Genomic DNA, 23,450 nt, shown 5'->3' with positions numbered 1-23,450 from the left:
ATTGTTTTTATTGGCGATGGTCAGAACTAGGACTTTTTTGGAAACTACCCAAAATTAAACAAGCAATACCGACATTAATAAATACATCAGCAAGATTGAATACAGGAAAGTTAATCAGGCGAAAATCTAAAAAATCAACGACGTAACCGAGTACAAATCTGTCGATTCCATTACCCATTGCTCCACCCAGTATAAATCCATACCCAAGTCTATCCCAAAAACTTAATTCGGGTCCGAACAACGCCAAAGCCATTAAAGCCAAACTAACAATTAACGATAACCACCGTAATGATTCTACTTGCCCATCTAATATGCTAAATGCGGCGCCGTAGTTACGAACATAGGTAAAATGAAAGACTCCAGCGATTAAAGGTTGTGTTTGCCGCAGTTGAAAACTTTGTAATATCCAGTATTTTGTCAACTGGTCTAAGAAAAAGGCAGTTAGAGCAGCTATCCAGAAATTGCGATTTTTTAGGTGCATTACTTGGTAGGGACTTGGGAAAGGACTAATAAAACATTAAGTGTCGTAGTATAAACGCGATAACAGTAACAGCACAAACTACAATAAGCTGTCCGGGTAGCGCGTACCAAGAATATTTTAAGATTGCTTGCATCAATGTTTGTGCTTCTGTGCCTTTCCATTGGAATATATAACCAAGCGCAAGATAGACAATGCCGCAAAGGTGGACAGTGAACAAACCACATAGACAGCTAAACGCAAGACTCTCAAGTCGTGGTCTAGCTTTAAATGCTATTAAACCGCAAATCCAAGCTCCTGGTATAAACCCAAGTAAGTAACCAAACTGCAATAATTTGATATAACCAATACCACCACCTTCAGAAAATACTGGCAGTAAGGTTAAACCCATCACTAAGTAAGCAATTTGTGCTAAAGCGCCAGCATTTTTACCACCTAAACATCCAACAAGTAGTACTCCACCAATTTGATAGGTAACTCCTAGAGAAAAAGTTTGGATTCCGTGCTGACCCCAGTTCCAAGGTAGGGTAGTGACATACGCTTCGAGGAAGGTGCCCCCCATCGTCAGCAGTAAGCCAATCATTGACCATAATAATTGATTGGACGCAGCTAGCATTCTATTTAAGAGAATTTCACGAGACACTCTATGGAATATCAATATATATAAGCAAAATTTTAATGTTTAACTATTGTTTAATTTTGACTTTGAACCAAGAAGTACGTTTAGGTTCTAACAAAATTTATCATCAAATAGATACAAAAATTTATATAAGATACGATTAAATGGCTAAGAATGGGAATTATAACCGAGTAAATACTATATCCAAAGTTATATATATGACTTGTGTAATCACATATACTGAGCGGTAGGTCATATGCCGCTAGTCAGGTGACAGTATTGATGCAAAGAGTCTGAAGCCAGTGTATAGTTAATGTTTGGCGTGTATTTAAATAATGATACTGAGTATGCTTTATTGTTCCATAGTTAACATAATATTTTCAAATGGTTCTTGTCTCTTTTAACCTTATCTTAAGATACGCACGATATTGTTAGCACTGTAACCCCTTTTTATAATTTACCTTCCATGCTTTCCTCTAACCCTGTCAAAAATCACAAACGCATCATGGGTATTATTCCCGCGTTAGCTCTATCAATGAGCTTGGCTGCTTGCGGTGGTGGAGACCAAGCCACAAATACAGCAACTCCTGGCGCCGAAGCTTCACCTGGTGCAGCAAAAGAAGCAACTGCTTCAGCCCCTGGTAAGCTTGACCTAGGTAGTAATGTACAGCTAACAGGTGCAGGCGCCTCGTTTCCTGCTCCATTGTATCTAACATGGTTCCAAACTTTAAATCAAAAATATCCTAACTTGCAAATCAACTATCAATCAGTTGGTAGCGGCGCCGGTGTTGAGCAGTTTACTAAAGGTACTGTAGATTTTGGTGCTAGCGACGTAGCAATGAAGGATGACGAAATTGCCAAGGTACCTGCTGATAAAGGAGTTCTCTTGTTGCCAGTCACGGCTGGTAGTATTGTACTAGCATATAATTTGCCAGATGTGCCTGAACTCCAGCTACCTCGCGCTGTTTACGCTGATATTTTGTTGGGTAAAATCAAGACTTGGAATGACGCTGCAATTGCAAAAGCTAACCCAAATGCGAAGCTACCTAATACACCGATAACAGTTATATATCGTTCTGATGGTAGCGGAACTACAGGTGTATTTACAAAGCATCTGAGCGCAGTTAGCCCGGAATGGAAAACCAAAGTTGGGGAGGGTAAGTCTGTAAAATGGCCCGTAGGTATTGGAGCTAAAGGAAACGAAGGTGTAACCGCGCAAATTGGACAAACAGCAGGTTCAATTGGTTATATTGAATACGGTTATGCAAAGCAAAACAACCTTAAGTTTGCTGCTTTGGAAAATAAAGGCGGAAAATTCATAAAACCTGATGACCAATCAGGCGCCAAAACTTTAGAATCAGTAACATTACCTGAGAACTTGCGCGCGTTTATTGCCGACCCAGAAGGAGCTGATTCTTATCCAATTGTTAGCTACTCCTGGTTATTGGTTTACAAGAAATATCCTGATGCAGCTAAAGCTAAAGCAGTTGAAGCAATGGTTGAGTATGCTTTAACTGAAGGTCAAAAGGTCGCTACAGAGTTAGGTTACATTCCTTTACCTGCCAATGTAGTGCAAAAAGTAGCAGCAGCAGCAGACCCAATTAGTGCTGAATACAAGATTAGCGTTGGTGGTGCTGGTGGCGCCAGTGCAACTAAGCCATAGTAGCGCGCTGGAGATAAAGAATAATAGTTAGTAGTTTGGCTAACTCCTAACTCCTAACTTATAACTCCGTGCCTCTTTTTGTTCGCTCCCACATTTCTTTAGTATTGATGGGTGAATTGATTCATGGGTAGTTTAGCTCAAGGTAGTCAGGCTTCGGCAAAATCGCGCTCAGAGGTTGACAAAAACCTTGACCGTGGTTTTATTTGGATAACAAGACTTTTTGCGATTGCAATTGCTGTCATTTTAGTATGGATATCGATTCAGGTTGCGCTACAAGCAATGCCTGCTATTCAAGAGTTTGGTGCAGGGTTTTTGTTTGAAACCGACTGGAACCCAGTAGTTAATGAGTACGGTGTACTTCCACAGGTATACGGAACTCTTGTTAGCTCTTTTATTGGACTATTAATATCTGTACCGATTGGTGTTGGTGCTGCAATTCTTCTCTCTGAAGACTTCTTACCAGGAAAAGTCAAAATAGTACTGGTGTTCATGGTAGAACTGCTAGCGGCAATTCCTAGCGTAGTTTACGGAGTTTGGGGACTTTTTGTTCTGGTTCCTTTATTAACAAATGTTGGGAAAGGTTTGAATGCGACCCTAGGGTTTATACCATTTTTTAGTACTACTCCAACAGGTCCAAACATGTTGGTTGCAGGAATTATCCTAGCAATCATGACTTTACCGATTATTACAGCAATTTCGCGCGATGCTCTCAACTCAGTTCCTCCTAGCTTGCGGCAAGCGTCTTTAGGATTAGGTGCCACACGTTGGGAAACTATATTACAAGTTCTCGTACCTGCTGCTTTTTCCGGAATCGTTAGTGCGGTGATGCTGGCACTTGGTCGAGCGATGGGTGAGACAATGGCGGTGACAATGTTGATTGGTAACTCTAATAATATTAGCCCTTCGTTATTCTCACCAGCAAACACAATTTCTTCTCTACTTGCGAACCAATTTGCGGAAGCTAGCGGTTTGCAGGTTGGTGCTTTGATGTACGCAGCGTTGGTGTTGTTTTTCTTAACGTTCATAGTTAACGTCTTGGCGGAAATAATTGTGATGCGAGTCAAGCGAATATAGTTAATTAGATAGTGTTGAGTGAAATATGCCTTCTAATTTGTCAGATAGTTCAGGTAATTCGAGCGGATACACAATGGGTAGCTTAGTCCGCTCTCCTTCCGCTCCTAGGACAATGTTTAATTCAATCATGACTGGTGTCGCATTTTTTTGCGGCGCAGTTGCGATTTTTACCTTGGCAGCAGTACTTTCTTACATTTTGTACCGAGGGTTCGGTAGTATCAGCCCTAGAGTATTTACTGAATTACCACCGTTGCCATTTGGACCATCGCAGGGAGGTTTCGGTAACGCCATTCTTGGCACTTTCATCATGGTATTAATCGGTGCTTTCATTAGTATCCCAGTGGGGGTTCTAGCTGCAATTTATTTAACCGAGTTTAGTTCTGGTAATTTAGCTCGATGGATACGATTTGCTACAAACATTTTGAGCGGAGTACCTTCAATCATCGCAGGTGTATTTGCTTACGGTGTCGTAGTTTTAACCTTAAATAGATTGGGGTGGGGTTCGTACTCCGCAATTGGTGGTGGATTTGCGTTGTCAATTTTGATGCTACCAATTATCGTTAGAACTACAGATGAATCATTACAGTTAGTATCCGACGATTTACGGCAAGCTGCTGTCGGTGTCGGCGCCACAAAATTCCAAACAGTTGCCTCCGTAGTTCTGCCAGCAGCAGTACCAGCGATTGTTACAGGTGCAACTTTGGCAGTGGCACGTGCGGCAGGTGAAACAGCACCTTTATTGTTTACAGCTTTATTTTCATCAGGTTGGCCATCATTAACACCTCAAGGATTACTTCAACCAACAGCATCTTTAGCTGTTTTGGTTTATAACTACGCGATTTCTCCTTATGAAAAGTGGAAGTCACTAGCTTGGGCAGCATCTTTGGTTTTGGTGCTAATGGTTTTAATAGCCAGTATCATTGCTAGATTTGCAACCAGACGCAAAGCTTACTAAAGCAATCTCAAAAAGCATATTAAGAAAATTTCTTTTTAGCTTTATCAAACACATTAAATTACAAAGCACAATAGCACATACATTATGGCTACTAACATTCGTACAGCCAACGATACAGATACAGTTCTGAGAACTGAAGGATTAAATGTTTATTACGGTAACTTTTTAGCAGTCAGCAATGTTTGGCTTGATGTCCCTAGAAATCAGGCTGTAGCATTTATTGGTCCTTCTGGTTGCGGTAAAAGTACAATTTTAAGATGTTATAACCGTCTTAATGACTTAATCGAAACTTTTCGGGCTGAGGGTAATGTTATTTACCAAGGTCATAACTTATATGCCCCTAATGTTGACCCAGTAGAAGTACGTAGAAGAATTGGAATGGTTTTCCAGCGTCCAAACCCATTTCCCAAATCTATTTATGACAATATTGCTTGGGGCGCCAAAATTAATGGCTTCAAAGGCAACATGGATCAACTAGTCGAAAGTAGCCTTAAAAAAGCTGCGTTATGGGATGAAGTTAAAGACAAACTTCGTCAAAACGGTTTGTCATTATCTGGTGGACAGCAACAGCGTCTGTGTATCGCGCGCGCAATTGCAGTTCAACCTGATGTTATCCTCATGGATGAACCATGTTCAGCGCTTGACCCAATATCAACCTTACGTGTTGAAGAACTCATTCACCAGTTGAAAGAGCAATACACAATTATAATCGTTACTCACAACATGCAACAAGCATCGCGCGTTGCCGATAAAACAGCCTTTTTCAACGTTCAAACATCTGAAAAAGGTGGTCGTACAGGTCATTTAGTTGAATACGAACGCACCGAGAAAATTTTCCAAGACCCTCAACAAGAGGCAACTAAAGAATACATCAGCGGTAAGTTCGGTTAATTTTTAGCTGCGAAAAATGCGATGCGGATTGACAATTTTAAATCCTAGGTATTTCTTACCTAGGATTTTGTCCTTATATTTCAAAACCAAACTCACCCAAAATATCTACTATTTCAGCGTTTATGTATCGTGCGTGCAATTGCAGTTCAACCCATCAATAAAATTAAAATATCAATACGCAAATTATGGCGCCTAAAAATGTTGTTTTTTCCAGATACATTGGATAATTTTTTACTCTGCATCTTGAATTAGTTCATTAATTTTAGTAATAATGCTTTCTGCTAGTTTCAAGGCAAATTTTACTTCTTTTTGTAAATTAAATATCTTATACCGATTTAATATGAAGCTGCAACTAATTAAATCCCCCCAACCCCCCTTAATAAGGGGGGCTAAGAAAAATAATGTGCATCTTCACATAAAAATGGTATTATCATCATAATCAGACTTATTTCGATACTCGCGTAATCGTCTTAAATCATTTCCAATTTGAATTAGTTTTTTATTTTTAGCATTATTATATATAAATTCATCAGCCACATATTGATGCTCATTTACATCACCTGTTCTTGCTTTTAAGAGTCTTGGGTCATGTAAAACATCTCGTAGATAATTTCTAGATATGCAGAACGCAGAATAATATGCTCTGCTTATACAAGAACGTAGTTTTGCTTCTGATATCTGTGGTTTATAATTACTTGCTAATTCATCAGAACTAGCAGAGTTTACATTAGCTAGTTCTTGTGCTAAACGAAAATACTCACACCAATCAAACTTCATCAAATTCAATATTAATATTTAAATCATTAGCTTTTGTAGATACTATATCAAGCCACCAATTATTATCAAGTATCTTTATTTTGTTGAATGCTTCATCAGCATCCAGTTTGGTGTGAATATCAATTACTAACTTTCGCCATCCCACGATTTCAGGGTCGAACGCAACTCTTAATGATAACCTCTCTTCTGGGAAGACTTGTTTAATTTTATCATGTGCTTCAATTAATAAATATTCTAGATTACTATTTTCATCTAGATAATGAACAATATCAGCCTCATTACTAAAGCTATATATTTTTTCAAGGAGAGATTGATTTGCCAGCTTTTCTAAGGTCATTTGTAAAATAATTTTCGGTCTGTAATACTATAATAACTCAACAGTTATGTAACAGGACAAGAAAGATACGAGCAAGTCCTAATCGCCGTTCTATCGTTATATAAATAATTTTACCAGAAGCAACCGCATGAGCCTGAAAGCCTGTAATCATGACTTTAGTCATGGACTCTTTAAAACTTTTGACACATACAGCCATCAAAGTTTAACGTATATTATAGATATAAAAACAGTTAGGCGCCGAACGCTTATAAGCACCTGTAACCTGAATCTATGCAGCCAAGGAATAATCTGGCGTAACGGTAAAACTAGCATTGGCTTTATTTTGATATTTTTATACGGGAAAGCTTTATATGACATTAGACACATCAAAGCCTGTAGATAGTGCGGGTTTTTTACCAGATATACCAGAGAAAAAGAAAAAGCGTAAAATTAGCTGGTTGCCTTGGGTGGTGGTACTTGGGCTTTTAGGTGGTATTGGCTATGCAGTTTACCGTCAAGTAGTAATTGTTCCTGCTATTGAAGCTAAAAGCAAGGTTTTAACACAACCTGTAGAAAGGAGAACTTTACCGATCAAGGTTTCGGCAAATGGAAGTATTAAGCCAGAAAGGTCGATTAATATTAGCCCTAAGCAGTCAGGTGTTCTCAAATCGCTACTTGTAAAAGAAGGTGATACTGTTAAACAGGGACAGATTATTGCTTATATGGATGATTCCAACTTGCTTGGACAGCTTACTCAAGCAAGGGGACAGTTAGCACAGCAAGAATCTAATTTACAAAAGTTAATAGCAGGAAATCGTCCTCAAGATATTGCTTCCGCACAAGCTGCATTGGATGAAGCAGAAGCAAATTTACAAAAAGCTATAGTTGGTAACAGACCTCAAGATATTGGTCAAGCACAAGCGCGTTTACAACAGGCTACAGCAAGTTTAACTAAAGCTGAAGATGATTTACGTCGTAATCAGCAGCTTTACACTAGTGGTGCTATTTCGCTGCAAGCTTTAAATCAAATTCGTGCTGACCGTGACAGCGCGCGAGCAAGTGTTACAGAAGCACAACAAGCGTTGGCATTACAAAAAGCTGGTTCACGTCCGGAGGATATAGAGACCGCGCGCGCGCAAGTTAGACAGAGGCAGCAAGCTTTAGCACTTTTAAAAGCGGGAACTCGACAAGAAGATATTTCAGGTGCGCGCGCTCAAGTCGAATCTGCGCGCGGTTCGTTGCGAACTGTTCAAACTCAAATTAATGACACAATACTTCGGGCGCCTTTTGATGGTGTTGTAACGCAAAAATATTCTGACCCAGGCGCCTTTGTAACACCAACAACTTCAGGTAGTGCTGTATCTAGCGCAACTTCTTCGTCTGTTGTATCTCTCGCTTCAACAAATCAGTTAGTAGCAAATGTTGCAGAAGTAAATATTAGTAAAATTAGTCTTGGGCAAAAAGTACTAGTTACAGCAGATGCTCATCCAGGTGTAGTTTTTGAAGGTCGAGTAACTCAAATTGCTGCTCAAGCTACCGTAGAGCAAAACGTTACTAGCTTTCAAGTCAAAGCAGAAATCGTCTCGGATAACAAAAATCTACTGCGTTCGGGAATGAATGTAACGGCAGATTTCCAAGTCGGTCAATTAGAAAATGCCCTTGTAGTACCAACAGCAGCAGTTGTACGTCAACAAAGAAGAACAGGTGTATTTGTAGCAGGAGAAGATAATAAACCAGTGTTTACTCCTATTGAAACAGGTGTAACAGTAAATAGATATACAGAAGTTAAATCTGGATTGAAAGGAAACGAAAGGGTATTACTTAGCTTTCCACCAGGCTCAAGACCTCAGTCAACGCCACGCGGAGGAGTACTTCCTGGTGCAGGTGGTGGTGGTTCAAGACGTGGGGCGCCTTAATTTAATAAGTTTACATAAATATTGCAATATGGCAAAGCCTTTACTTCAATACAACAAACTTAAATACAACAATCCCAAACAAAAAAGTAAGCGTCCTATTCCAGTAACGGAAATAATCTCAATGGCGGTTGAAACGCTATGGAGTAACAAATTACGCACTGGATTAACAATGCTAGGTGTAATTATTGGGATAGCCTCGGTTATTGCCATAACATCTGTTGGTCAAGGTGTACAAAAAGGAACTGAGCAACAAATTCAAGCACTGGGCCCAGATGTCCTTTCGGTATTTTCTGGTTCCGCAAGAAGTGGAAATATTCGCCAGGGAACGGGAAGCAGCAGTACATTAACATGGGATGATGCGAAAGCAATTGCAGAACAGGCGCCGTCTGCACAAATTGTATCTGCTTACTTACAACGAAATGCACAAGTTGTTTATGAAGGTCAAAACAACTCAACGCCAGTTTTCGGAACAGACTTAAACTACCCAGTAGTTAGAGAGATTCAAATTCAAAACGGCAGATATTTTAACCAAGAAGAACTCGACACTTCATCATTAGTTGCTGTAATTGGCCCAACAATAGAGAGTAATTTATTTAATCGTAGCGACCCATTAGGTAAACGAATTAGAATTCGAGGTGAAGCTTACGAAGTCATTGGGGTAACAGAGTCGAAAGGTTCGCAGGGAGGAATGGACAGAGATGAAGTCGTTTTTATTCCTTTAACTACTATGTCGGCAAGGTTAGTTGGTAATAATGCTTTATCAGGAGTTTCTGTAAATGCGATTTTAATTAAAGCGGGTGAACAATTAGACGCGGTACAGTTTCAAGTCACCAATCTCTTACGCTTACGTCACAATATCTATCCACCCCAAGAAGACGATTTTCGCATTACCAACCAAGCTGATATTATTAGTACTTTTACCAATATAGTTGGTTTATTTACAGTCATGATTGTAGCCATTGCTGGAATATCATTAGTTGTTGGGGGAATTGGAATTGCCAATATTATGTTAGTGTCTGTTGTGGAACGAACGCGCGAAATTGGAATTCGCAAAGCAGTAGGCGCCACAAATTCAGCAATACTCAATCAATTTTTAACCGAAGCAATTGTAATTTCCACGCTTGGAGGAGGTATTGGAATTGGAAGTGGTATTTTAATTGCCTTTGGCGCCGCAAATATTTTCAAGTTTCCCTTTGTTATTTCTCTATTATCAGTTATTGCTGGTTTAGGACTCTCGTTGTCTGTAGGTTTAGTCGCTGGAGTAATTCCTGCACGTAACGCAGCTAAATTAGACCCTATTACCGCTCTTAGAAGCGACTAGGAGGATGCTTGAAAACTATAAAATTTACCCATAGTCTTTAAATCCCCCCTACCCCCCTTAATAAGGGGGGAAAAAAGACTATCCCCCCCTTACTAAGGGGGGTTAGGGGGGATTAAACCAAGAATTGCGTACTAAGGATTAACTTTTCGGGCATCCTTTTAAGAGACGCGATAAATCGCCGTCTCTACATTTTTAACTCCTAATTGAAAATTATGATTTACATGGAATCGATTACTAAAACTTATCGCTTAGGAGAAATGAATGTTCCCATCCTTAAGGGAATTGAGCTTTTTATTGACGAAGGCGAATATGTGGCAATAATGGGCGCCTCTGGTTCGGGAAAATCTACGTTAATGAATATTATTGGGTGTCTCGACCGTCCGACATCTGGACACTATATATTAGAGGGTAGAAACCTGACTACTTTTGATGATGACGAATTAGCTTATATTCGTAATCAAAGAATTGGTTTTGTATTTCAGCAATTTAACTTACTGTCGCGCGCTACTGCTCTTGATAATGTCATGTTACCAATGGTTTATGCCAACGTATCAAAAACACAACGGCGCCAACGAGCATTACAAGCATTGCAAAGAGTCGGTTTAGCCGAACGTGTTTCAAACCGTCCCAGTCAACTATCGGGTGGACAACAACAGCGAGTTGCTATCGCGCGCGCTTTGGTAAACCGACCAGCACTAGTTCTCGCAGATGAACCAACAGGAGCATTAGATACCGAAACATCCCAAGAAGTAATGAACTTACTCTCGGAACTCAACGAACAAGGTATCACAATTGTAATTGTCACCCATGAACCAGATATAGCTGCTCAAACCAAACGAATTATTCGAGTTCAGGATGGTTTGATTTTAAATTGATTAACGAAAAACATTAGGTAGCAAGTAGGTGGCGCCTGCATACAAAAGGTAAAAAGCAAAACCGAAGAACAGAGTGTTCAAAACGGTGGCTACATAGCCTAAGCACATTAATAAACCGTCTGACTCAATCGTCGCAACCGCCAACAATAACATTCCCACAGCAGGAATCATATTCGTGGCAGGAGGATATGGTGACATTAGTAATATTGCCAACCAAGTCAAGCATATGCCATTGAGGCGCCAAGTTAAATCATTATCGGCAATTTTCTCAAAACGTGGTCGAGAAATTTTTTCTAAAATTTTTGTAACACGCTGTAAATTTTGTAACAGAGCCTGAGCAAAACGTTTAGGAAATTGAAAAGTAGCAATTTTTTTTGGAAGCCACGGTGTACGCCTTCCCAAAGCCATTTGTACTGCCATCAACAAGCAAGCAACACCGAGAGGAGTACTTAACCCTGGTGGCATAGGCAACAAAAATGGTAGTACCAATAATGCAATCACCAAGCTAAAACCCCGTTCTGAGGTTTCTGCAATAATATCGCCCAGAGTCAAAGGTTTATCAGCTAAATGTTGCAATAAGGACTTAATATCTTGAGAAAATCTCAGGTGCATAATACTTCAGGGTAATGGATATTGATAAAATGATTATTACCAAACTTTACTCTAATCCATACCTAGAGTTTGTATCCGCACAATCAAGCATTAGTATTTTAGCAATTTTCTAGCTGTTACAATCAGCCATATTTATGAATCATTTGTACTACAACAAGACGCGATTGAACCCTTGGTTTATAGAAGCAACGCTATCTACAGTATTGACACTGCTCGAATTATTAACAATGTGAATAGATGGTAATAAATGCTGATTCAAAGCCATTGCTTGCAAGCAGCTATTTATACTAGAAGTAGCTTGATTATACGCCATGATTTTTTGTTCCACAACATCTAACAAGCGTTGATTTTGAGCAATTTTCTCTGTTGCTTCTTGTTCTAAAGTTTTCTCTAAATAGCTACGCGCGCTCGCATACTGTTGTAATATTGCATCAGCTTGCTTATCAGCTAGCGGTAGAAGTTGATTTTTTAGAGTTTGGTTAATTGTTTGACGGAAGGTTTTGCGGATGGTGCTAGATACTTTCGGCTCAAAGTCTAACTTTAATAGTTGTCGAATTTCTGGTTCTGCGTCTACCATGCTTTCGCTGTCGTAACCAAGTGAGGTTTGCTGTAATGTTTTGCGAAAGTGGTTGATAGAAAAAGTGCCTTCTTCATAGAATTTTGGACTTTCACGTACAAAACGGTCACATTCAACGCTGGCAGCATTGATTAAAGCTAAAGTTATTTCTTTCTCAATTAATCTCAGTTCAGTCTCAATACCGCTATCGTTACCCAGTAAGCGGTACAATTGACGATAGTAGTCTGATGTGTTAATACGGGCGCCTAAGCGTTTGAAGTAGTTGCTAATTAATCCTAAAGTATTTTGAACTAATACGTCTTCGAGTTGATTAGCAAGATAATAAAAAGCTTCTACTAGAATAGCTAATAGCGGCGCCGTAGCATTGCGAGGGTGACTAATAGTCGCGCGTCGATATGCATCAGCTACAGAGAATGATTCTAATAATTCATCTAAACGTTGAATCATTTTTGCTTGAAGCTGCCGAAAATCTGCTTCAAACGCATTACACTCATTGTTAATTGTATTGTTTACTTCTTGAGTAAGATGAGAGCGCAGTCCATTACCAATTTCTTGCAACTCGCGGTTGAGACGCTGTAACTCATGGCTTTTCATCGCTTCTATTTCACGCGGTTGACTATATAATTCGCGCTGCGCTGTTTGATAATGATTCTTGAGTTGAATACAAACAGTTTCTAAATCATCAGCGAGATTTTTGAATAGTTGTGGACGTTTTTCTTCGTTGAGATAACGAGTGATGGCGCCTCTAAATTCTTCAATTCCACTATCTCGAATTAATTGTTCGATTAACTCGCTACCCCACTCATCTAAAATTCGCGTATAGTTCTGATTAGGTGTTTCATACCCATTTACCGATATGCGAAATTGAGTTGGAGATAACTTACCAGAATTGACACAGTAATTATTAAAAGCGTAAACAAACTGTGGTGCTTCTTCTTTACCATTCAATCCTTTAACACTTTCAGCAAAGATTGTATCTAAACCATACCTATCACTCTTCGCAGTTTGTCGAATTAAACTACCATAAAAACCTAATAAACCACTCGTTTTATAAACCCTGGCACTTTTACAAAACTGTACATTCAATAAACTTTCGAGTCTTTGCCGCAACTGGGCATTATACCAAGTTTCATCAATGCGGTTAAAAACATAAAAAACTCTATCACGTATCCCAGGATTATTAGCAATTGTTTCTATAAGCTGAGTTTCTTCCTTCGTCATTTCACCTGCTGCCGCAGATTTTAACACACATACAACTGCCGAAGTATCAGGATGCTGAATTTTGGCGTAAGCTAAAGCTGCATCACGAGCAACTGGCGCATCGATACCAGGTGTATCTATAATTACATTCCCGTCCTGGAGTAAAGGATGATAACAGTAATATTCAATTCGCTTTAACACCGCACTGTTACTACCTCTGCGCGCGTAAGCAGCAGCTTCCTTGAGCGTTGTAAAATTGAACTCTTCCATCGAATAGGTAGCATTATCAAGAGTATTAATACGCTGCCTGTTTGCCACATACCCTTCTAATAACAAGATTAATGCCTTTGCTTGCTTGGCTAACTCTGATTTGGTTTCGCCACCTTCTTTCTCAATAATTGTCCTGCATCCTTGCTGCAATAATTCAACAACTTCAGCTTTATTTATATTGCTAACGTTAGCAAAACCTAACTGTTGACATATTGAAATAGCTTGCTCACGAACTTCCGCTTCACTCAAAAACGTCAATACTACTCGTTCTTTATCAGGCGCCGCGTACTCAATCTTACATTCCGTTCCCGTGGCATGTCCTTCTGCACTATATAATAATTCACGTCCAAGCAGTGCATTGATTAACATCGACTTACCCGCACTAAAGGCGCCTGCAAATACAATTTCAAACTTTGGTGATATTGCTTTACCCAAAGAAGTTTGGACAGGAGTAATATCGCACGCGCGTAATGCTGACTCTTGGTGCAAAAGCTCTAAAATATCATCTACTTGTGCTTTGAGGTTTTGACACTGCAACGGGGACTGTGACATGGTAGGCACTTTACTAGTTACTATGCTTACATTTTAGAAATGGCTGTATTTAATATGGCACAGTATTATTACAGAGAAAGCTTAAAGAATTAGACAATATATAGTATTAGATGCCATCAATTGTAGCACGGGCGTCTCGCCTGTGCAGTGACTAAAGATTATTGCCTTATTAGACGCAGAGAACACAGAGAAATCCTATCAAATCAAAGTAGTTTAGGCGCCTGTTTTGTGCGTAACAGATATTATTCTATAAGCAGTATTGGAAAAGCTTGAGAAAAACCTACTCCCGCAATATGAAACTTTGATTGTAGAAAATCATACGATTTCATCAGGATTTATTCCTAGCTGACGCAATTTTGCTGCAAGTTTTTCCACTCTCATCTTCGCTTCGATAGCTTTTTGTTCAGATAACTCTGCTCGCTCATCAGGAGAAAGAATTAATTCTCCTTTAAGAGTAAACCAGCGTAACCATAACCTATCAATACCTCGAAATGCTCCTTCCCATAACCTGCTATCAACCCCAAACTTAAACCTAATGCTGGCATACCAAGGCGCCCGTCGCTCCTAAATCTTCATCTTCTGTACCTGGAGATAGTAACTCAACGACGACAAAAGGAATTTGCGTTCTCCTGCCAAGTTACATAACTTAATCTTATATCTTCTCCTTGGTATAATTGCCCAACTCCAACCACACCAAACCAATCGGGACGTTTGTACCACTGCGGATGCTTCACATCATAGTAGAGATTGAGGTCAGCAGCGCTGTAAACTAGGTCGAGATTCCAATCTCCGTATTATCGATACTCCAGGAATTGGCGCCCCTGATGGTAAAACGGACGAAGAAATTGCCCAAAGTGTTATCAGTGAGTCTGATGTCATCTGCTATGTGGTAACAAATGACAGCATCCAAGAAAGCGAATTTAAGTTTTTGCGTTTACTTAAGGAAAATGCCAAGCCGCTAATTATTCTGCTAAACGTACATAAAAATTTCCGAGATTCACGGCGTGGCTCATATGAACTAGATAAATTTATTAATAATCCCGATAAACTGTTTGCTTTAGACGGTTCCAGTGGTAATGGGGGTCATATTGAGCGCATTCGTCGTTATGCGCGGCAGCATTATGGCAACGACTATTTCGAGATTGTTCCTGTAATGCTGTTAGCAGCACAGTTATCTTGTGAACCTGAACACCAACATCATAAAGATGAGCTTTTTAACGCAAGCCGGATGCAAAAGTTTTATGAGGGAATTCGATTATCTTTAATTGAGTACGGTGCTATTAGGCGCTCACAAACCTTACTTGGCTCTACAGCAATTGATATCGAGGCGCCTTGCGAGTTGCTTAAAAAACAATATATTGGTAAGAAAGTAGGAGTTGGCATAACAAAATTAGCGACAAAGACAGGAAGTAACTCTGCTGGGCGAGTGTTTTTACGAACAAGGCACGTAGCTGGAAGTCCACTCCATAAAGGTATTCGTACTATTGGAAAATTTTTAGGTTTTAAATTCAAGCCTTGGCAGGCAGCAAATATTGCTAAAGGTATAGGCAACGTAGCTAAATTTCTTGGTCTTTTGCTGTCGGTCGGTATGTTAGCAGTAGATATATACGCTAAGGAGGAAGAAGAACAACAATATAAAAAATTGTCTGATGCAAGACGCGATATTACGAGCCAGTTTATCGCATTAGGAAAAGACCTTGAAGGTCAGACTGAAATGCAACTTAAAGAAGTTGAACTACAAGTTTACGGGGAGATTGAAAAGCAAATTACTGAAGCTCGTCACAATGAAGAAGAAGCTATTACCTCTTCAAACCAATGGATAGGAAAACTTGCTGCATTGCGTAAAGAATTTGAGAAGATTATTTGTGAAATAAATAACTCAAGTGATGATGAGGAGTCGTATGAAATGAGTTAGCAATAAATAAACTTGGAGAGCGGATATTAAGTTTCTGTTGGTGGATGCCAACCAGCCAACACCCACTGCTGCCTAACTGTTACTGAGATTATATTGTTTAGTTGTAGCGCAATAACTGTTGCTCTACCTGTGGCAGTAGTTCCAATGATTTGGGCGCCATCTGAACTCCATTCAAAATTTTCTGACCACTTTTGCTTTCTAGGATTAAATAGCTTGACTTTTTTGTTAGTTACTGGGTCTACAGCATCCGTTTGAGTCCCTTTGTAATTGTTACATAAACGACAAGCTAACCATAAATTTTCTTCGTCATCAGTCCCGCCTTTCGCTTTAGGAATAATATGTTCAATTTCGAGCAGTCCTAAAACATATATTTGTAAACTGCGACAATAGCCGCATCTGTTACCAGCAGAAGCGCGAATTTTTGCTTTTAGTGTTTCTGATATTGAACTCATGCGTCTAAAGGTTCCCGTAAGCCTCTAACAACTGCTTCGCGTAAAGCATTTGCTTTAAGTAACAGGTTTTCTTGGTAAATTTGCATCAAAGCGTTTAGTTCTGAATGTTCGCCATCCTGAAGTGTTCCAGCCTGCTGATTATATAGTAATTCGCTTAATCTTTGGTCTTGAGAGGGCGCCATTTGTAATTTTGTAAGAGCAATCACTTTTTCGTCAGGTAAAGAGTTGATAGAGAGATTTTCTAGGTTTGTAGTTGACCCTTCTTGAGTAGTTATAGGAAGAAGAGAGAGCGTAATTGCTTGCATCAAAACATCTGCTATATCACGATTCGTTAATTGAGCAAAATGTTTGGCTTTATCATAAACGGACGATGGCAGGTTAAGAGTAATTTGAGTTTCCATATGGCTTTGTATGGTTTTACGGTTTTAAGGTTGTTGGGAGGTAGTAATCCGATTATTTCCATATTACCGTTTTCTTCTTAAACGTAGCTCAAAAGTTGTAAACCAACATTATAAGGCAACACATTGACACTGGCGCCTGTATCTAATAAACCCAGAGCTTGTAGTGAACGTTTATTATACGCAAGCGTTAGGGGTAAGTAGGGCATATTACTAGAAACACCAAGATTACTTCTACGTTCTGTAAAAGAAAACCGCTTACCTTCAAGCATTGCCTTCCTGTTTTGCTGTAGTTAAAAGCTCAGATAATGTTTGAGCAGCTTCGTGTGCATCATAAGGAGACCACACAACTGCCTCGGTGGATGCTAACTGTTGTAGTAGAAGCTTTTCTGACTCTTGTTTTAATTCAGCCAAAAGCCGAGATGCGATAGCGTCTTGCTTTTCTTCTGGGAGTTTTTCAATTTCTGCAAAACAAAGCGAAGTAATTCAGTCATAAAAGAATAGAATAGGTTGTTATACAATCCTAATTTTATTTTAAATCATTCCTTTGCACTTTTGTTTGGCAAAACAAGGTGCCTCAAACATTAAAACGGAACTTAGAATACTTAAATTAGAAGCAGATACATGGCGCCCCCCGCAGTGTAATAAGTAATGTTAGAAGCCGCAAGCTAACATGACTAGTGCAACATCAGCTGATGTGCCTTCAAGTTGAGGACGGGCAAGGATGCCCATCCCACAAGAAAGCTATTGCCCATCCTACAAGATCATTAATTAAATTTTTGGAGTTTTTCAGGCTGACTCGCTGATGATACCTTGTAACAGTGCATTGATTGTTTCGGATTTTGATTCTTTGCCATACTTTTCTTCAAAAAGTTTAATTTCTGCTTCACACTCTTCTGAAGACTCACAGTCTAATTCAAAATATCCATCGTCTTTATATCCGTATAAAACTCCACTCGAATTAATTGTTCTTATAAATGGTTTAACAGGAGTATTACGTTTAAATATACGGAAGTGGCTGATGAGAGTACCATAAAAGTAGCTAATGAAATAATTAATCTCATGCCGCGAAAACTCATCCTCAAATGGTTTTTGTGTGTTATTATAATCTTTCTCTTCTAAGCCTTCATGTATAATTTTGTACAATCTAAAATCAACAGAGCCTCTACGGTCACTTATATTCATTAAGTAAAAAAAAGTTTGTTCAGGCTTTTTGATAAGGAGCAATACGGGAAAGCTGAATGAACCTCTGTGACGGTCAAAAGAATTACTGGTTTTACTAAATATTGATTCTAGTGTTACAAAAATTTCAGCTAAATTTAATTCATTCCCTCTACCATCTTTAGAACGAAATAGCGAGTGGTAGAACCGAAAATCTGGTTCTTCAATTGGTAAACTATTATCTCTAAGTAGGTCGTATTCTGAATCATCTAGCCTGAAAAGGTCATACTTTATACCTTTGCATTCCAGGTCTATCTTATTTCGCTCTTTTATTTGCCTAATTACTTGCATCATAGACTTTACTTAACCTAGCCAATGACATTTCAGTACAATAATACTGTTTTATGCTGCTGGTATCAACTACCTTATAGGCTTTACATTAATTTACCAATCTGTGGGATTATGTAAAGTAACGCAGCTTTCATAGAAACGAGCGACCGTGAGATACGAAATTATTTTCTCTCCAGAAGCGGAAGCGGACATTGCAGCACTTAAAGCTAATGACCGTGCTAAAGCTTTAGATGCCATTGAGACATTTTTGAGATATGAGCCAGAAAAACGAGTAAAAGTCGTATAAAGCGTCTCCAACAGATGCAACAACCTCAGTATCGGTTAAGGATTGATGACCTGCGAGCGTTTTATGATGTGAACTACACTAATGATGGAGATGGAATTGTGGAAATTCTCCGCATCCGGGAAAAATCTGAAGCTATGAAGTGGTTAACCGAATTTGGCAGGAGGGAGGAATGAGACAAGTACCCATCGATGAAGTAAAAAACAATTTGTCAGGCTATTTACAAGTTGCCGAAAAAGAGAGTGTGATTATTACTCGTGACGGGCAACCAGTCGGAATTTTGATTGGTTTGGAGGATGCAGAAGATTTATGGGAAGAGTTACTGGTGCGCTCTCCAGGTTTTGAAGCAGAAATTGCTCAGGCTCGTCAAAGTTTGAAACAAGGTAAGGGAATTAGCATTGAGGAACTAAGAGCTAAATACACAGATTAAATTATATTAAGATAATTTGACTTATCTTACTTTATTTAAAATCTTGTGGAGTGGGCATCCTTGCCTGCCCTTATATTATTGTAAGCTGTAATTGAAAATCGTTTACAATTGAGAGCTGGTGCGTGACGCTTGTACGGTGAATGGCACTTATTTAAGCTAAAAAACTTTATTTATGTTGGGTTCCGCAAAGCCTACCCTGCGGGAAAACTCCGTTTACACCCAACCTACGATTTTTAGGTAGGCACCATTAGCCACGGTTGTAATTGTTGCGTTTAGATGTGTCGGCGCCTTATTCTCATTAAAGCACCCTACGATAATATATCTGATGGCGCCAGTAACAACATCGACAGTGACCGTAATTGATTATCATTCTTCGCCAGAAGCATCTAATTTAGTGCTGCCAAAACCTGCTATTCGTCAGATTACTTGTAAGGACTGGCATTTTGAAACGCAGCGTCAACCTGCCCATGATACAGGTGAACACCGTCATAATATGAGTTTGATAACTATGGTGACATCAAAAACACCTATTAATCAGTGTATTGATGGGCAGACGCAGCGAAATTTAGTTGGTAATAATAATGTGTTTATTCTTCCTGCGGGTTCGTTGCATCGCTGTAACTGGCGCCAAGATATAGAATTTATGTGTATAGGACTTGACGCACATGTATTTATACAGGTAGGGCAAGAATTAGTTAATCCTGACCGAATTGAATTAATACCGCATTTTGCTACGGTGGAAGACTCGCTAATTCAAGGGATTTTGCTTACTCTTAAAGATGAATTGGTTACTTCTAGGGTTGCCAGTGACTTATTTATTGACCAACTTAAAACGACATTAGTAACTCATATTTTACGTAAATATGGGGTTCGTAAGGTACAAATTGCAACTTATGCGGATGGTTTGCCGCGTCACAAGCTTAACCATATTTTAGATTACATTAGGGCAAATCTTAATAACAGTCTTGGGTTAGAAGAACTAGCGCAACAAGTGGGAATGAGTCTATTTTACTTTAGCCGATTGTTTAAGCAGTCGCTAGGGATTACGCCGCACCAGTATGTAATTCAGCAACGAGTGGAACAAGCAAAAATTTTACTTCAAAAAGGAGAGCTTAGTTTAGCAGAAATTGCCCTTGAGTGTGGGTTCGCGAATCAAGGACATTTTAACCGACATTTCAAACAGCTTACAGGCGCCACTCCCAAAGAAATAGCAAGAACGTATAAAAACGGCAAAAATATATAAGACTTACAACGCGCGTTTTAGTTATTGTAGATGCAAAGAATCCCCCCTAGCCCCCCTTGATAAGGGGGGAACAAGAATCATTCTTAGCCCCCCCTTATTAAGGGGGGGTTGGGGGGGATCAATATCTGGAGAACAAAAATGGAACTTCGCGCGCGTGTTCAAGAACTATTAGACTTTTTCAAAACAAACCCACCCGTTGAGGAAATATACGAACGTTTCTATGATGAAAATGTTGTAGTACAAGAAAATTTAGAGGCGCCACGTGTAGGACGCGCACTAAGTATCGAACGTCAAAAGCGTATGAACGCAAACGTTAAAGAAATACATAATTTTCATATAGGTTCTGTTTTGGTAGATGGAGATAAATCTGTAGTTGAAATGCATATAGAAGCTACAACTCAAGATGGATATCGTATGCATATTGAGGAATTGGGGATGCAAACATGGAAAAATGGAAGAATTATCCATGAACGCTATTTTTATGACCCAAGTAGTTTTCAAGGACTTGCGAAAGAAATCAACCAAATACATTAGATATGAAAGCTTACCAAATTCAAGACGCTTCAGGTATTGATGGCTTAAAGCTTGTGGAAATTCCAGAACCATCACCAGGTTTTGGGCAAGTTTTAATCCAAGTTCAAGCAACTTCACTTAATTATAGAGACACTGCTGTAGTTGCAGGCGCCTATCCCAATCAAAAACTACCATTAATTCCTTTATCTGATGGTGCGGGTGAAGTAGTAGCGGTGGGTGAAGGTGTTACGCGCGTCAAAGTTGGTGATAGAGTCGCAGGTTGTTTTTTTCAAGATTGGGTTGCGGGCAAGTTAGACAGGCAAAAAATTCTATCAGCTTTGGGTGGTTCTATTGATGGAATGTTAGCTGAGTATGTTGTCTTAAATCAAGATGGAGTGGTTATATTACCAGACCATTTTTCTTATGAAGATGGCGCCACTCTTCCTTGTGCTGCTGTTACCGCATGGCAAGCATTAGTAACAAGAGGTGGACTAGCTGCGGGAGAGACGGTACTTTTACTAGGTACAGGTGGTGTTTCAATTTTTGCACTACAATTTGCCCGCATTGCTGGCGCCAAAATTATTATTACATCGAGCAGTGACGAAAAATTAGAACGTGCAAAAGAAATGGGCGCCGCTGAAACAATTAATTATAAAACTTATCCAAACTGGCATGAAAAAGTTCGTGAACTAACTCAAAAAGAAGGGGTAGACCAAGTTGTTGAAGTTGGTGGAGCGGGAACATTAGATAAATCATTGCGAGCAGTTCGTGTTGGTGGTCGCATTAGCTTAATTGGAGTTTTAGCAGGTACAGGTGGGGATGTAAACCATACAAATATTCTCTTAAAAAGCATTGATGTTCAAGGAATATATGTTGGCAGTCGAGAAATGTTTGAAGCAATGAATCGAGCTATTACTCTACACCAAATTGTTCCTGTTATCGATAAAGTTTTTCCATTCAATGATGCACCAGAAGCATATCGTCATCTACAAAGCGGCGCCCACTTTGGCAAACTTGTAATTAAATTTTAGATTTGTTGGAGAAAGTTATGCAGTTTTTAGTTATTGCTAAGGTTGTTCCAGGTGTTCCAATGGAGAAAGTATTACCTTTGGTTAAACCAGAAGCAGCAAAAGTTTGGGAATATTATGCAGACGATACGATTCGTAATGCTTATTATATAGCTGATATGAGTGGCGCCGTTTTACTTTGGGAGGCGCCTAGCTTGGAAGCAGTAACCGAAATGGTTGCTCAATTACCAATGGTACAAGAAGGTGTTTTACAAACTGAAATTACACCATTGAAACCCTACACAGGCACAGAATCATTGTTTGCAAAATAAACTTTTCCCTCTTGTGGAATGGGCATCCTTGCCCGTTCCTAACACAAACAGCTTGCATGGGGGCGGGCAGGGATGCCCGCTCCACAAGAACTGCTCCACAAGAAAATATTCTATTTCAAATAAAATAAAACATCAATGAAAGCAGTACAAGTTCACCAATTCGGCGCCCCAGAAGTCCTCAAAGTGGAAGAAATTTCCGCACCAACACCAAACGCAGGACAAGTGTTAATTAGAGTTCATGCAGCAGGTGTTAGTCCACTTGATACTTATGTGCGCGAACAAAGTCACGGCGCCCCAACACCACCCTTACCGTATATTCCTGGCTTTGAAGCAGCAGGTGTAATTGAAGCAGTAGGTGAAGGTGTAACCAAGTTTAAAACTGGCGACCGTGTTTATGTAAATACTTTTCTTGGAGCATATGCAGAATTAATTGTGCATGATGCTGAATCAGTTTATCCTTTACCTAATAATACCTCGTTTGCACAGGGTACTGCTGCTGTTAATTCTTATCCTACAGCTTATTATGCATTATTTAATCTTGCAAAAGCCAAACCTGGAGAAACAGTATTTGTACATGGTGCCAGTGGTGCGGTTGGCAGTGCTGCTGTACAAATAGCCCGCGCTTACGGTTTAAAAGTAGTTGGAAGTGCAGGAAGTCAGCAAGGTTTAGAATTAATTGAGAAAGAAGGCGCCCATTTTACAGTTAACCATCGCGAACCAGGTTATTTAGATAAAGCCCTAGAATGTACAGATGGTAAAGGCTTCGATATAATTTTAGAAATGAATGCCACGAAAAAGTTAGCGGACGATGTTAATTTAATTGCACCATTTGGCCGTATTATTATCATTGGTGGAACGGATGGTGCTGTAAACTTAGACCCTACACCATTGCTTTGGAAAGGCGCCAGTATTATAGGTTTATATATTGGATTAGCAACTCCACAAGAATCAGCACAAATACATTCAGAAATATACGCAGGACTGGAAAACGGGACATTACGTCCAGCAGTAGCACAAGAATTTGCACTATCTGAAGTCGCTAAATCTCATGAAACAGTAAGAGTTGCAAGCAGTTCTGGAAAAGTTGTATTGAGATTTTAAATATATATAGTATTTTTGTTCTAAACAAAAAGTATTATCTGTAATTCAAGCTTTTCTCCGATGTACGAGAGCGCGCGGAATACCTATTATAAACTCATGAAGCCAAGCAGCCCAGACGCTCTCTCGGTTTCAAATCTAACTAATTATACTTAAGGACAAGACAATGAA

The 23,450-nt window shown here is 39.4% G+C and carries 27 protein-coding genes and 1 pseudogene; 16 read left to right on the top strand and 12 right to left on the bottom strand.

Translation table 11 applies throughout. The features are described 5' to 3' along the window. Positions 1-7: 7 nt before the first annotated feature. A complete protein-coding gene (lspA, locus tag DSM106972_RS04905) occupies positions 8-481 on the bottom strand; it encodes a signal peptidase II (RefSeq protein WP_127079418.1) in 474 nt (157 codons plus the stop codon). 25 nt (positions 482-506) lie between these two features. Beyond that, complete coding sequence (locus DSM106972_RS04900; RefSeq protein ID WP_127079416.1) at positions 507-1,094, bottom strand: biotin transporter BioY; 588 nt, start codon at positions 1,092-1,094, stop codon at positions 507-509. Positions 1,095-1,563: 469 nt separating this feature from the next. Here DSM106972_RS04900 and pstS point away from each other — a divergent pair, with 469 nt between their 5' ends. The 4 genes from pstS to pstB all read left to right on the top strand — a co-directional run bounded on the left by pstS (position 1,564) and on the right by pstB (position 5,680). Further along, positions 1,564-2,760, top strand: coding sequence for a phosphate ABC transporter substrate-binding protein PstS (pstS, locus tag DSM106972_RS04895; RefSeq protein WP_127079414.1), 1,197 nt, complete (start codon positions 1,564-1,566; stop codon positions 2,758-2,760). Between the two features lie 123 nt (positions 2,761-2,883). Then, complete coding sequence (pstC, locus tag DSM106972_RS04890; protein WP_127079412.1) at positions 2,884-3,834, top strand: phosphate ABC transporter permease subunit PstC; 951 nt, start codon at positions 2,884-2,886, stop codon at positions 3,832-3,834. A 25-nt stretch (positions 3,835-3,859) separates the two neighbouring features. Continuing rightward, the gene (gene pstA, locus DSM106972_RS04885; RefSeq protein ID WP_127079410.1) at positions 3,860-4,789 is read left to right on the top strand and encodes a phosphate ABC transporter permease PstA; all 930 of its coding nucleotides are present in this window, start codon (positions 3,860-3,862) and stop codon (positions 4,787-4,789) included. Between the two features lie 84 nt (positions 4,790-4,873). Continuing rightward, the gene (gene pstB, locus DSM106972_RS04880) at positions 4,874-5,680 is read left to right on the top strand and encodes a phosphate ABC transporter ATP-binding protein PstB (protein ID WP_127079408.1); all 807 of its coding nucleotides are present in this window, start codon (positions 4,874-4,876) and stop codon (positions 5,678-5,680) included. Between the two features lie 411 nt (positions 5,681-6,091). Here the strand turns inward: pstB and DSM106972_RS04875 are convergent, their stop codons facing one another. Next, entirely contained in the window at positions 6,092-6,457 is a 366-nt protein-coding gene (locus tag DSM106972_RS04875) for a DNA-binding protein (RefSeq protein ID WP_127079406.1), read from the bottom strand. Then, positions 6,447-6,794 (bottom strand): hypothetical protein, encoded by a 348-nt coding sequence (locus DSM106972_RS04870; protein ID WP_127079404.1) that lies wholly within the window; start codon positions 6,792-6,794, stop codon positions 6,447-6,449. Before DSM106972_RS04870 ends, DSM106972_RS04875 begins: the two co-directional genes overlap by 11 nt. 350 nt (positions 6,795-7,144) lie before the next feature. Here DSM106972_RS04870 and DSM106972_RS04865 point away from each other — a divergent pair, with 350 nt between their 5' ends. The 3 genes from DSM106972_RS04865 (at position 7,145) to DSM106972_RS04855 (ending at position 10,885) form a co-directional block, all read left to right on the top strand. Next, positions 7,145-8,689 (top strand): efflux RND transporter periplasmic adaptor subunit, encoded by a 1,545-nt coding sequence (locus DSM106972_RS04865; protein WP_127079402.1) that lies wholly within the window; start codon positions 7,145-7,147, stop codon positions 8,687-8,689. 121 nt (positions 8,690-8,810) lie between these two features. Then, positions 8,811-10,010 (top strand): ABC transporter permease, encoded by a 1,200-nt coding sequence (locus DSM106972_RS04860; RefSeq protein WP_411675276.1) that lies wholly within the window; start codon positions 8,811-8,813, stop codon positions 10,008-10,010. Between the two features lie 212 nt (positions 10,011-10,222). Further along, entirely contained in the window at positions 10,223-10,885 is a 663-nt protein-coding gene (locus tag DSM106972_RS04855; RefSeq protein ID WP_127079398.1) for an ABC transporter ATP-binding protein, read from the top strand. Here the strand turns inward: DSM106972_RS04855 and DSM106972_RS04850 are convergent, their stop codons facing one another. From DSM106972_RS04850 to DSM106972_RS04840, 3 genes and pseudogenes are all read right to left on the bottom strand, one after another. Continuing rightward, complete coding sequence (locus DSM106972_RS04850) at positions 10,886-11,497, bottom strand: exopolysaccharide biosynthesis protein (protein ID WP_127079396.1); 612 nt, start codon at positions 11,495-11,497, stop codon at positions 10,886-10,888. 148 nt (positions 11,498-11,645) lie between these two features. After that, the gene (locus DSM106972_RS04845; RefSeq protein WP_127079394.1) at positions 11,646-14,096 is read right to left on the bottom strand and encodes a dynamin family protein; all 2,451 of its coding nucleotides are present in this window, start codon (positions 14,094-14,096) and stop codon (positions 11,646-11,648) included. 315 nt (positions 14,097-14,411) lie between these two features. Further along, positions 14,412-14,884, bottom strand: a pseudogene (locus DSM106972_RS04840) (Uma2 family endonuclease); the annotation flags it as partial. Positions 14,885-14,889: 5 nt separating this feature from the next. On the opposite strand from DSM106972_RS04840, the gene DSM106972_RS04835 reads away from it, so the two are divergent. Continuing rightward, positions 14,890-16,011 (top strand): LeoA/HP0731 family dynamin-like GTPase, encoded by a 1,122-nt coding sequence (locus DSM106972_RS04835; protein ID WP_127079392.1) that lies wholly within the window; start codon positions 14,890-14,892, stop codon positions 16,009-16,011. Between the two features lie 26 nt (positions 16,012-16,037). On the opposite strand, the gene DSM106972_RS04830 is transcribed toward DSM106972_RS04835, so the two are convergent. The 5 genes from DSM106972_RS04830 to DSM106972_RS04815 form a co-directional block, all read right to left on the bottom strand. After that, on the bottom strand, positions 16,038-16,463 hold the full coding sequence (locus DSM106972_RS04830; protein ID WP_127079390.1) for an HNH endonuclease: 426 nt from the start codon (positions 16,461-16,463) through the stop codon (positions 16,038-16,040). Beyond that, positions 16,460-16,864 carry a hypothetical protein gene (locus tag DSM106972_RS04825; RefSeq protein WP_127079388.1) on the bottom strand — a complete coding sequence of 135 codons (405 nt, stop codon included), beginning with the start codon at positions 16,862-16,864 and terminating at the stop codon, positions 16,460-16,462. Before DSM106972_RS04825 ends, DSM106972_RS04830 begins: the two co-directional genes overlap by 4 nt. A 77-nt stretch (positions 16,865-16,941) precedes the next feature. Then, the gene (locus DSM106972_RS04820; protein ID WP_127079386.1) at positions 16,942-17,133 is read right to left on the bottom strand and encodes a hypothetical protein; all 192 of its coding nucleotides are present in this window, start codon (positions 17,131-17,133) and stop codon (positions 16,942-16,944) included. After that, positions 17,126-17,275, bottom strand: a complete 150-nt coding sequence (locus DSM106972_RS52115) for a hypothetical protein (RefSeq protein ID WP_170213550.1) — start codon at positions 17,273-17,275, stop codon at positions 17,126-17,128. Before DSM106972_RS52115 ends, DSM106972_RS04820 begins: the two co-directional genes overlap by 8 nt. A gap of 375 nt (positions 17,276-17,650) precedes the next feature. Then, positions 17,651-18,376, bottom strand: coding sequence for a hypothetical protein (locus DSM106972_RS04815; protein ID WP_127079383.1), 726 nt, complete (start codon positions 18,374-18,376; stop codon positions 17,651-17,653). Between the two features lie 145 nt (positions 18,377-18,521). Between DSM106972_RS04815 and DSM106972_RS52475 the strand changes: the two genes are divergently transcribed. From DSM106972_RS52475 to DSM106972_RS04780, 8 genes are all read left to right on the top strand, one after another. Further along, positions 18,522-18,659: a hypothetical protein gene (locus DSM106972_RS52475; RefSeq protein ID WP_201800681.1), complete on the top strand. Its 138-nt coding sequence runs from the start codon at positions 18,522-18,524 to the stop codon at positions 18,657-18,659. Positions 18,660-18,673: 14 nt separating this feature from the next. Then, a complete protein-coding gene (locus DSM106972_RS52470; protein WP_201800680.1) occupies positions 18,674-18,832 on the top strand; it encodes a hypothetical protein in 159 nt (52 codons plus the stop codon). Next, the gene (locus DSM106972_RS04805) at positions 18,829-19,086 is read left to right on the top strand and encodes a type II toxin-antitoxin system Phd/YefM family antitoxin (protein WP_127079381.1); all 258 of its coding nucleotides are present in this window, start codon (positions 18,829-18,831) and stop codon (positions 19,084-19,086) included. The genes DSM106972_RS52470 and DSM106972_RS04805 overlap by 4 nt, the downstream gene beginning before the upstream one ends. A 325-nt stretch (positions 19,087-19,411) precedes the next feature. Next, the gene (locus DSM106972_RS04800) at positions 19,412-20,329 is read left to right on the top strand and encodes an AraC family transcriptional regulator (RefSeq protein WP_127079379.1); all 918 of its coding nucleotides are present in this window, start codon (positions 19,412-19,414) and stop codon (positions 20,327-20,329) included. A 138-nt stretch (positions 20,330-20,467) separates the two neighbouring features. Then, a complete protein-coding gene (locus tag DSM106972_RS04795) occupies positions 20,468-20,863 on the top strand; it encodes a nuclear transport factor 2 family protein (RefSeq protein WP_127079377.1) in 396 nt (131 codons plus the stop codon). 2 nt (positions 20,864-20,865) lie between these two features. Beyond that, positions 20,866-21,873, top strand: a complete 1,008-nt coding sequence (locus tag DSM106972_RS04790; protein WP_127079375.1) for a zinc-dependent alcohol dehydrogenase family protein — start codon at positions 20,866-20,868, stop codon at positions 21,871-21,873. A gap of 17 nt (positions 21,874-21,890) precedes the next feature. Further along, positions 21,891-22,181: a muconolactone Delta-isomerase family protein gene (locus DSM106972_RS04785; protein ID WP_127079373.1), complete on the top strand. Its 291-nt coding sequence runs from the start codon at positions 21,891-21,893 to the stop codon at positions 22,179-22,181. A 135-nt stretch (positions 22,182-22,316) separates the two neighbouring features. After that, on the top strand, positions 22,317-23,282 hold the full coding sequence (locus DSM106972_RS04780) for an NADPH:quinone reductase (protein ID WP_127079371.1): 966 nt from the start codon (positions 22,317-22,319) through the stop codon (positions 23,280-23,282). Positions 23,283-23,450 lie beyond the last annotated feature (168 nt).

The organism is Dulcicalothrix desertica PCC 7102, from assembly GCF_003991905.1.
GTDB classification, from domain to species: Bacteria; Cyanobacteriota; Cyanobacteriia; order Cyanobacteriales; family Nostocaceae; genus Dulcicalothrix; species Dulcicalothrix desertica.
The sequence above is the reverse complement of the archived record's forward strand: the minus strand, read 5'-3'. Positions and strand labels throughout refer to the sequence as shown.

Excerpts from the sequence above, each read along its gene's own strand:
- lspA (WP_127079418.1), bottom strand. The coding sequence starts at position 481 with ATGCACCTAAAAAATCGCAATTTCTGGATAGCTGCTCTAACTGCCTTT.
- DSM106972_RS04900 (WP_127079416.1), bottom strand. The coding sequence starts at position 1,094 with ATGCTAGCTGCGTCCAATCAATTATTATGGTCAATGATTGGCTTACTG.
- pstS (WP_127079414.1), top strand. The coding sequence starts at position 1,564 with ATGCTTTCCTCTAACCCTGTCAAAAATCACAAACGCATCATGGGTATT.
- pstC (WP_127079412.1), top strand. The coding sequence starts at position 2,884 with ATGGGTAGTTTAGCTCAAGGTAGTCAGGCTTCGGCAAAATCGCGCTCA.
- pstA (WP_127079410.1), top strand. The coding sequence starts at position 3,860 with ATGCCTTCTAATTTGTCAGATAGTTCAGGTAATTCGAGCGGATACACA.
- pstB (WP_127079408.1), top strand. The coding sequence starts at position 4,874 with ATGGCTACTAACATTCGTACAGCCAACGATACAGATACAGTTCTGAGA.
- DSM106972_RS04875 (WP_127079406.1), bottom strand. The coding sequence starts at position 6,457 with ATGAAGTTTGATTGGTGTGAGTATTTTCGTTTAGCACAAGAACTAGCT.
- DSM106972_RS04870 (WP_127079404.1), bottom strand. The coding sequence starts at position 6,794 with ATGACCTTAGAAAAGCTGGCAAATCAATCTCTCCTTGAAAAAATATAT.
- DSM106972_RS04865 (WP_127079402.1), top strand. The coding sequence starts at position 7,145 with ATGACATTAGACACATCAAAGCCTGTAGATAGTGCGGGTTTTTTACCA.
- DSM106972_RS04860 (WP_411675276.1), top strand. The coding sequence starts at position 8,811 with ATGGCGGTTGAAACGCTATGGAGTAACAAATTACGCACTGGATTAACA.
- DSM106972_RS04855 (WP_127079398.1), top strand. The coding sequence starts at position 10,223 with ATGATTTACATGGAATCGATTACTAAAACTTATCGCTTAGGAGAAATG.
- DSM106972_RS04850 (WP_127079396.1), bottom strand. The coding sequence starts at position 11,497 with ATGCACCTGAGATTTTCTCAAGATATTAAGTCCTTATTGCAACATTTA.
- DSM106972_RS04845 (WP_127079394.1), bottom strand. The coding sequence starts at position 14,096 with ATGTCACAGTCCCCGTTGCAGTGTCAAAACCTCAAAGCACAAGTAGAT.
- DSM106972_RS04830 (WP_127079390.1), bottom strand. The coding sequence starts at position 16,463 with ATGAGTTCAATATCAGAAACACTAAAAGCAAAAATTCGCGCTTCTGCT.
- DSM106972_RS04825 (WP_127079388.1), bottom strand. The coding sequence starts at position 16,864 with ATGGAAACTCAAATTACTCTTAACCTGCCATCGTCCGTTTATGATAAA.
- DSM106972_RS04820 (WP_127079386.1), bottom strand. The coding sequence starts at position 17,133 with ATGCTTGAAGGTAAGCGGTTTTCTTTTACAGAACGTAGAAGTAATCTT.
- DSM106972_RS04815 (WP_127079383.1), bottom strand. The coding sequence starts at position 18,376 with ATGATGCAAGTAATTAGGCAAATAAAAGAGCGAAATAAGATAGACCTG.
- DSM106972_RS52470 (WP_201800680.1), top strand. The coding sequence starts at position 18,674 with ATGCAACAACCTCAGTATCGGTTAAGGATTGATGACCTGCGAGCGTTT.
- DSM106972_RS04805 (WP_127079381.1), top strand. The coding sequence starts at position 18,829 with ATGAGACAAGTACCCATCGATGAAGTAAAAAACAATTTGTCAGGCTAT.
- DSM106972_RS04800 (WP_127079379.1), top strand. The coding sequence starts at position 19,412 with ATGGCGCCAGTAACAACATCGACAGTGACCGTAATTGATTATCATTCT.
- DSM106972_RS04795 (WP_127079377.1), top strand. The coding sequence starts at position 20,468 with ATGGAACTTCGCGCGCGTGTTCAAGAACTATTAGACTTTTTCAAAACA.
- DSM106972_RS04790 (WP_127079375.1), top strand. The coding sequence starts at position 20,866 with ATGAAAGCTTACCAAATTCAAGACGCTTCAGGTATTGATGGCTTAAAG.
- DSM106972_RS04785 (WP_127079373.1), top strand. The coding sequence starts at position 21,891 with ATGCAGTTTTTAGTTATTGCTAAGGTTGTTCCAGGTGTTCCAATGGAG.
- DSM106972_RS04780 (WP_127079371.1), top strand. The coding sequence starts at position 22,317 with ATGAAAGCAGTACAAGTTCACCAATTCGGCGCCCCAGAAGTCCTCAAA.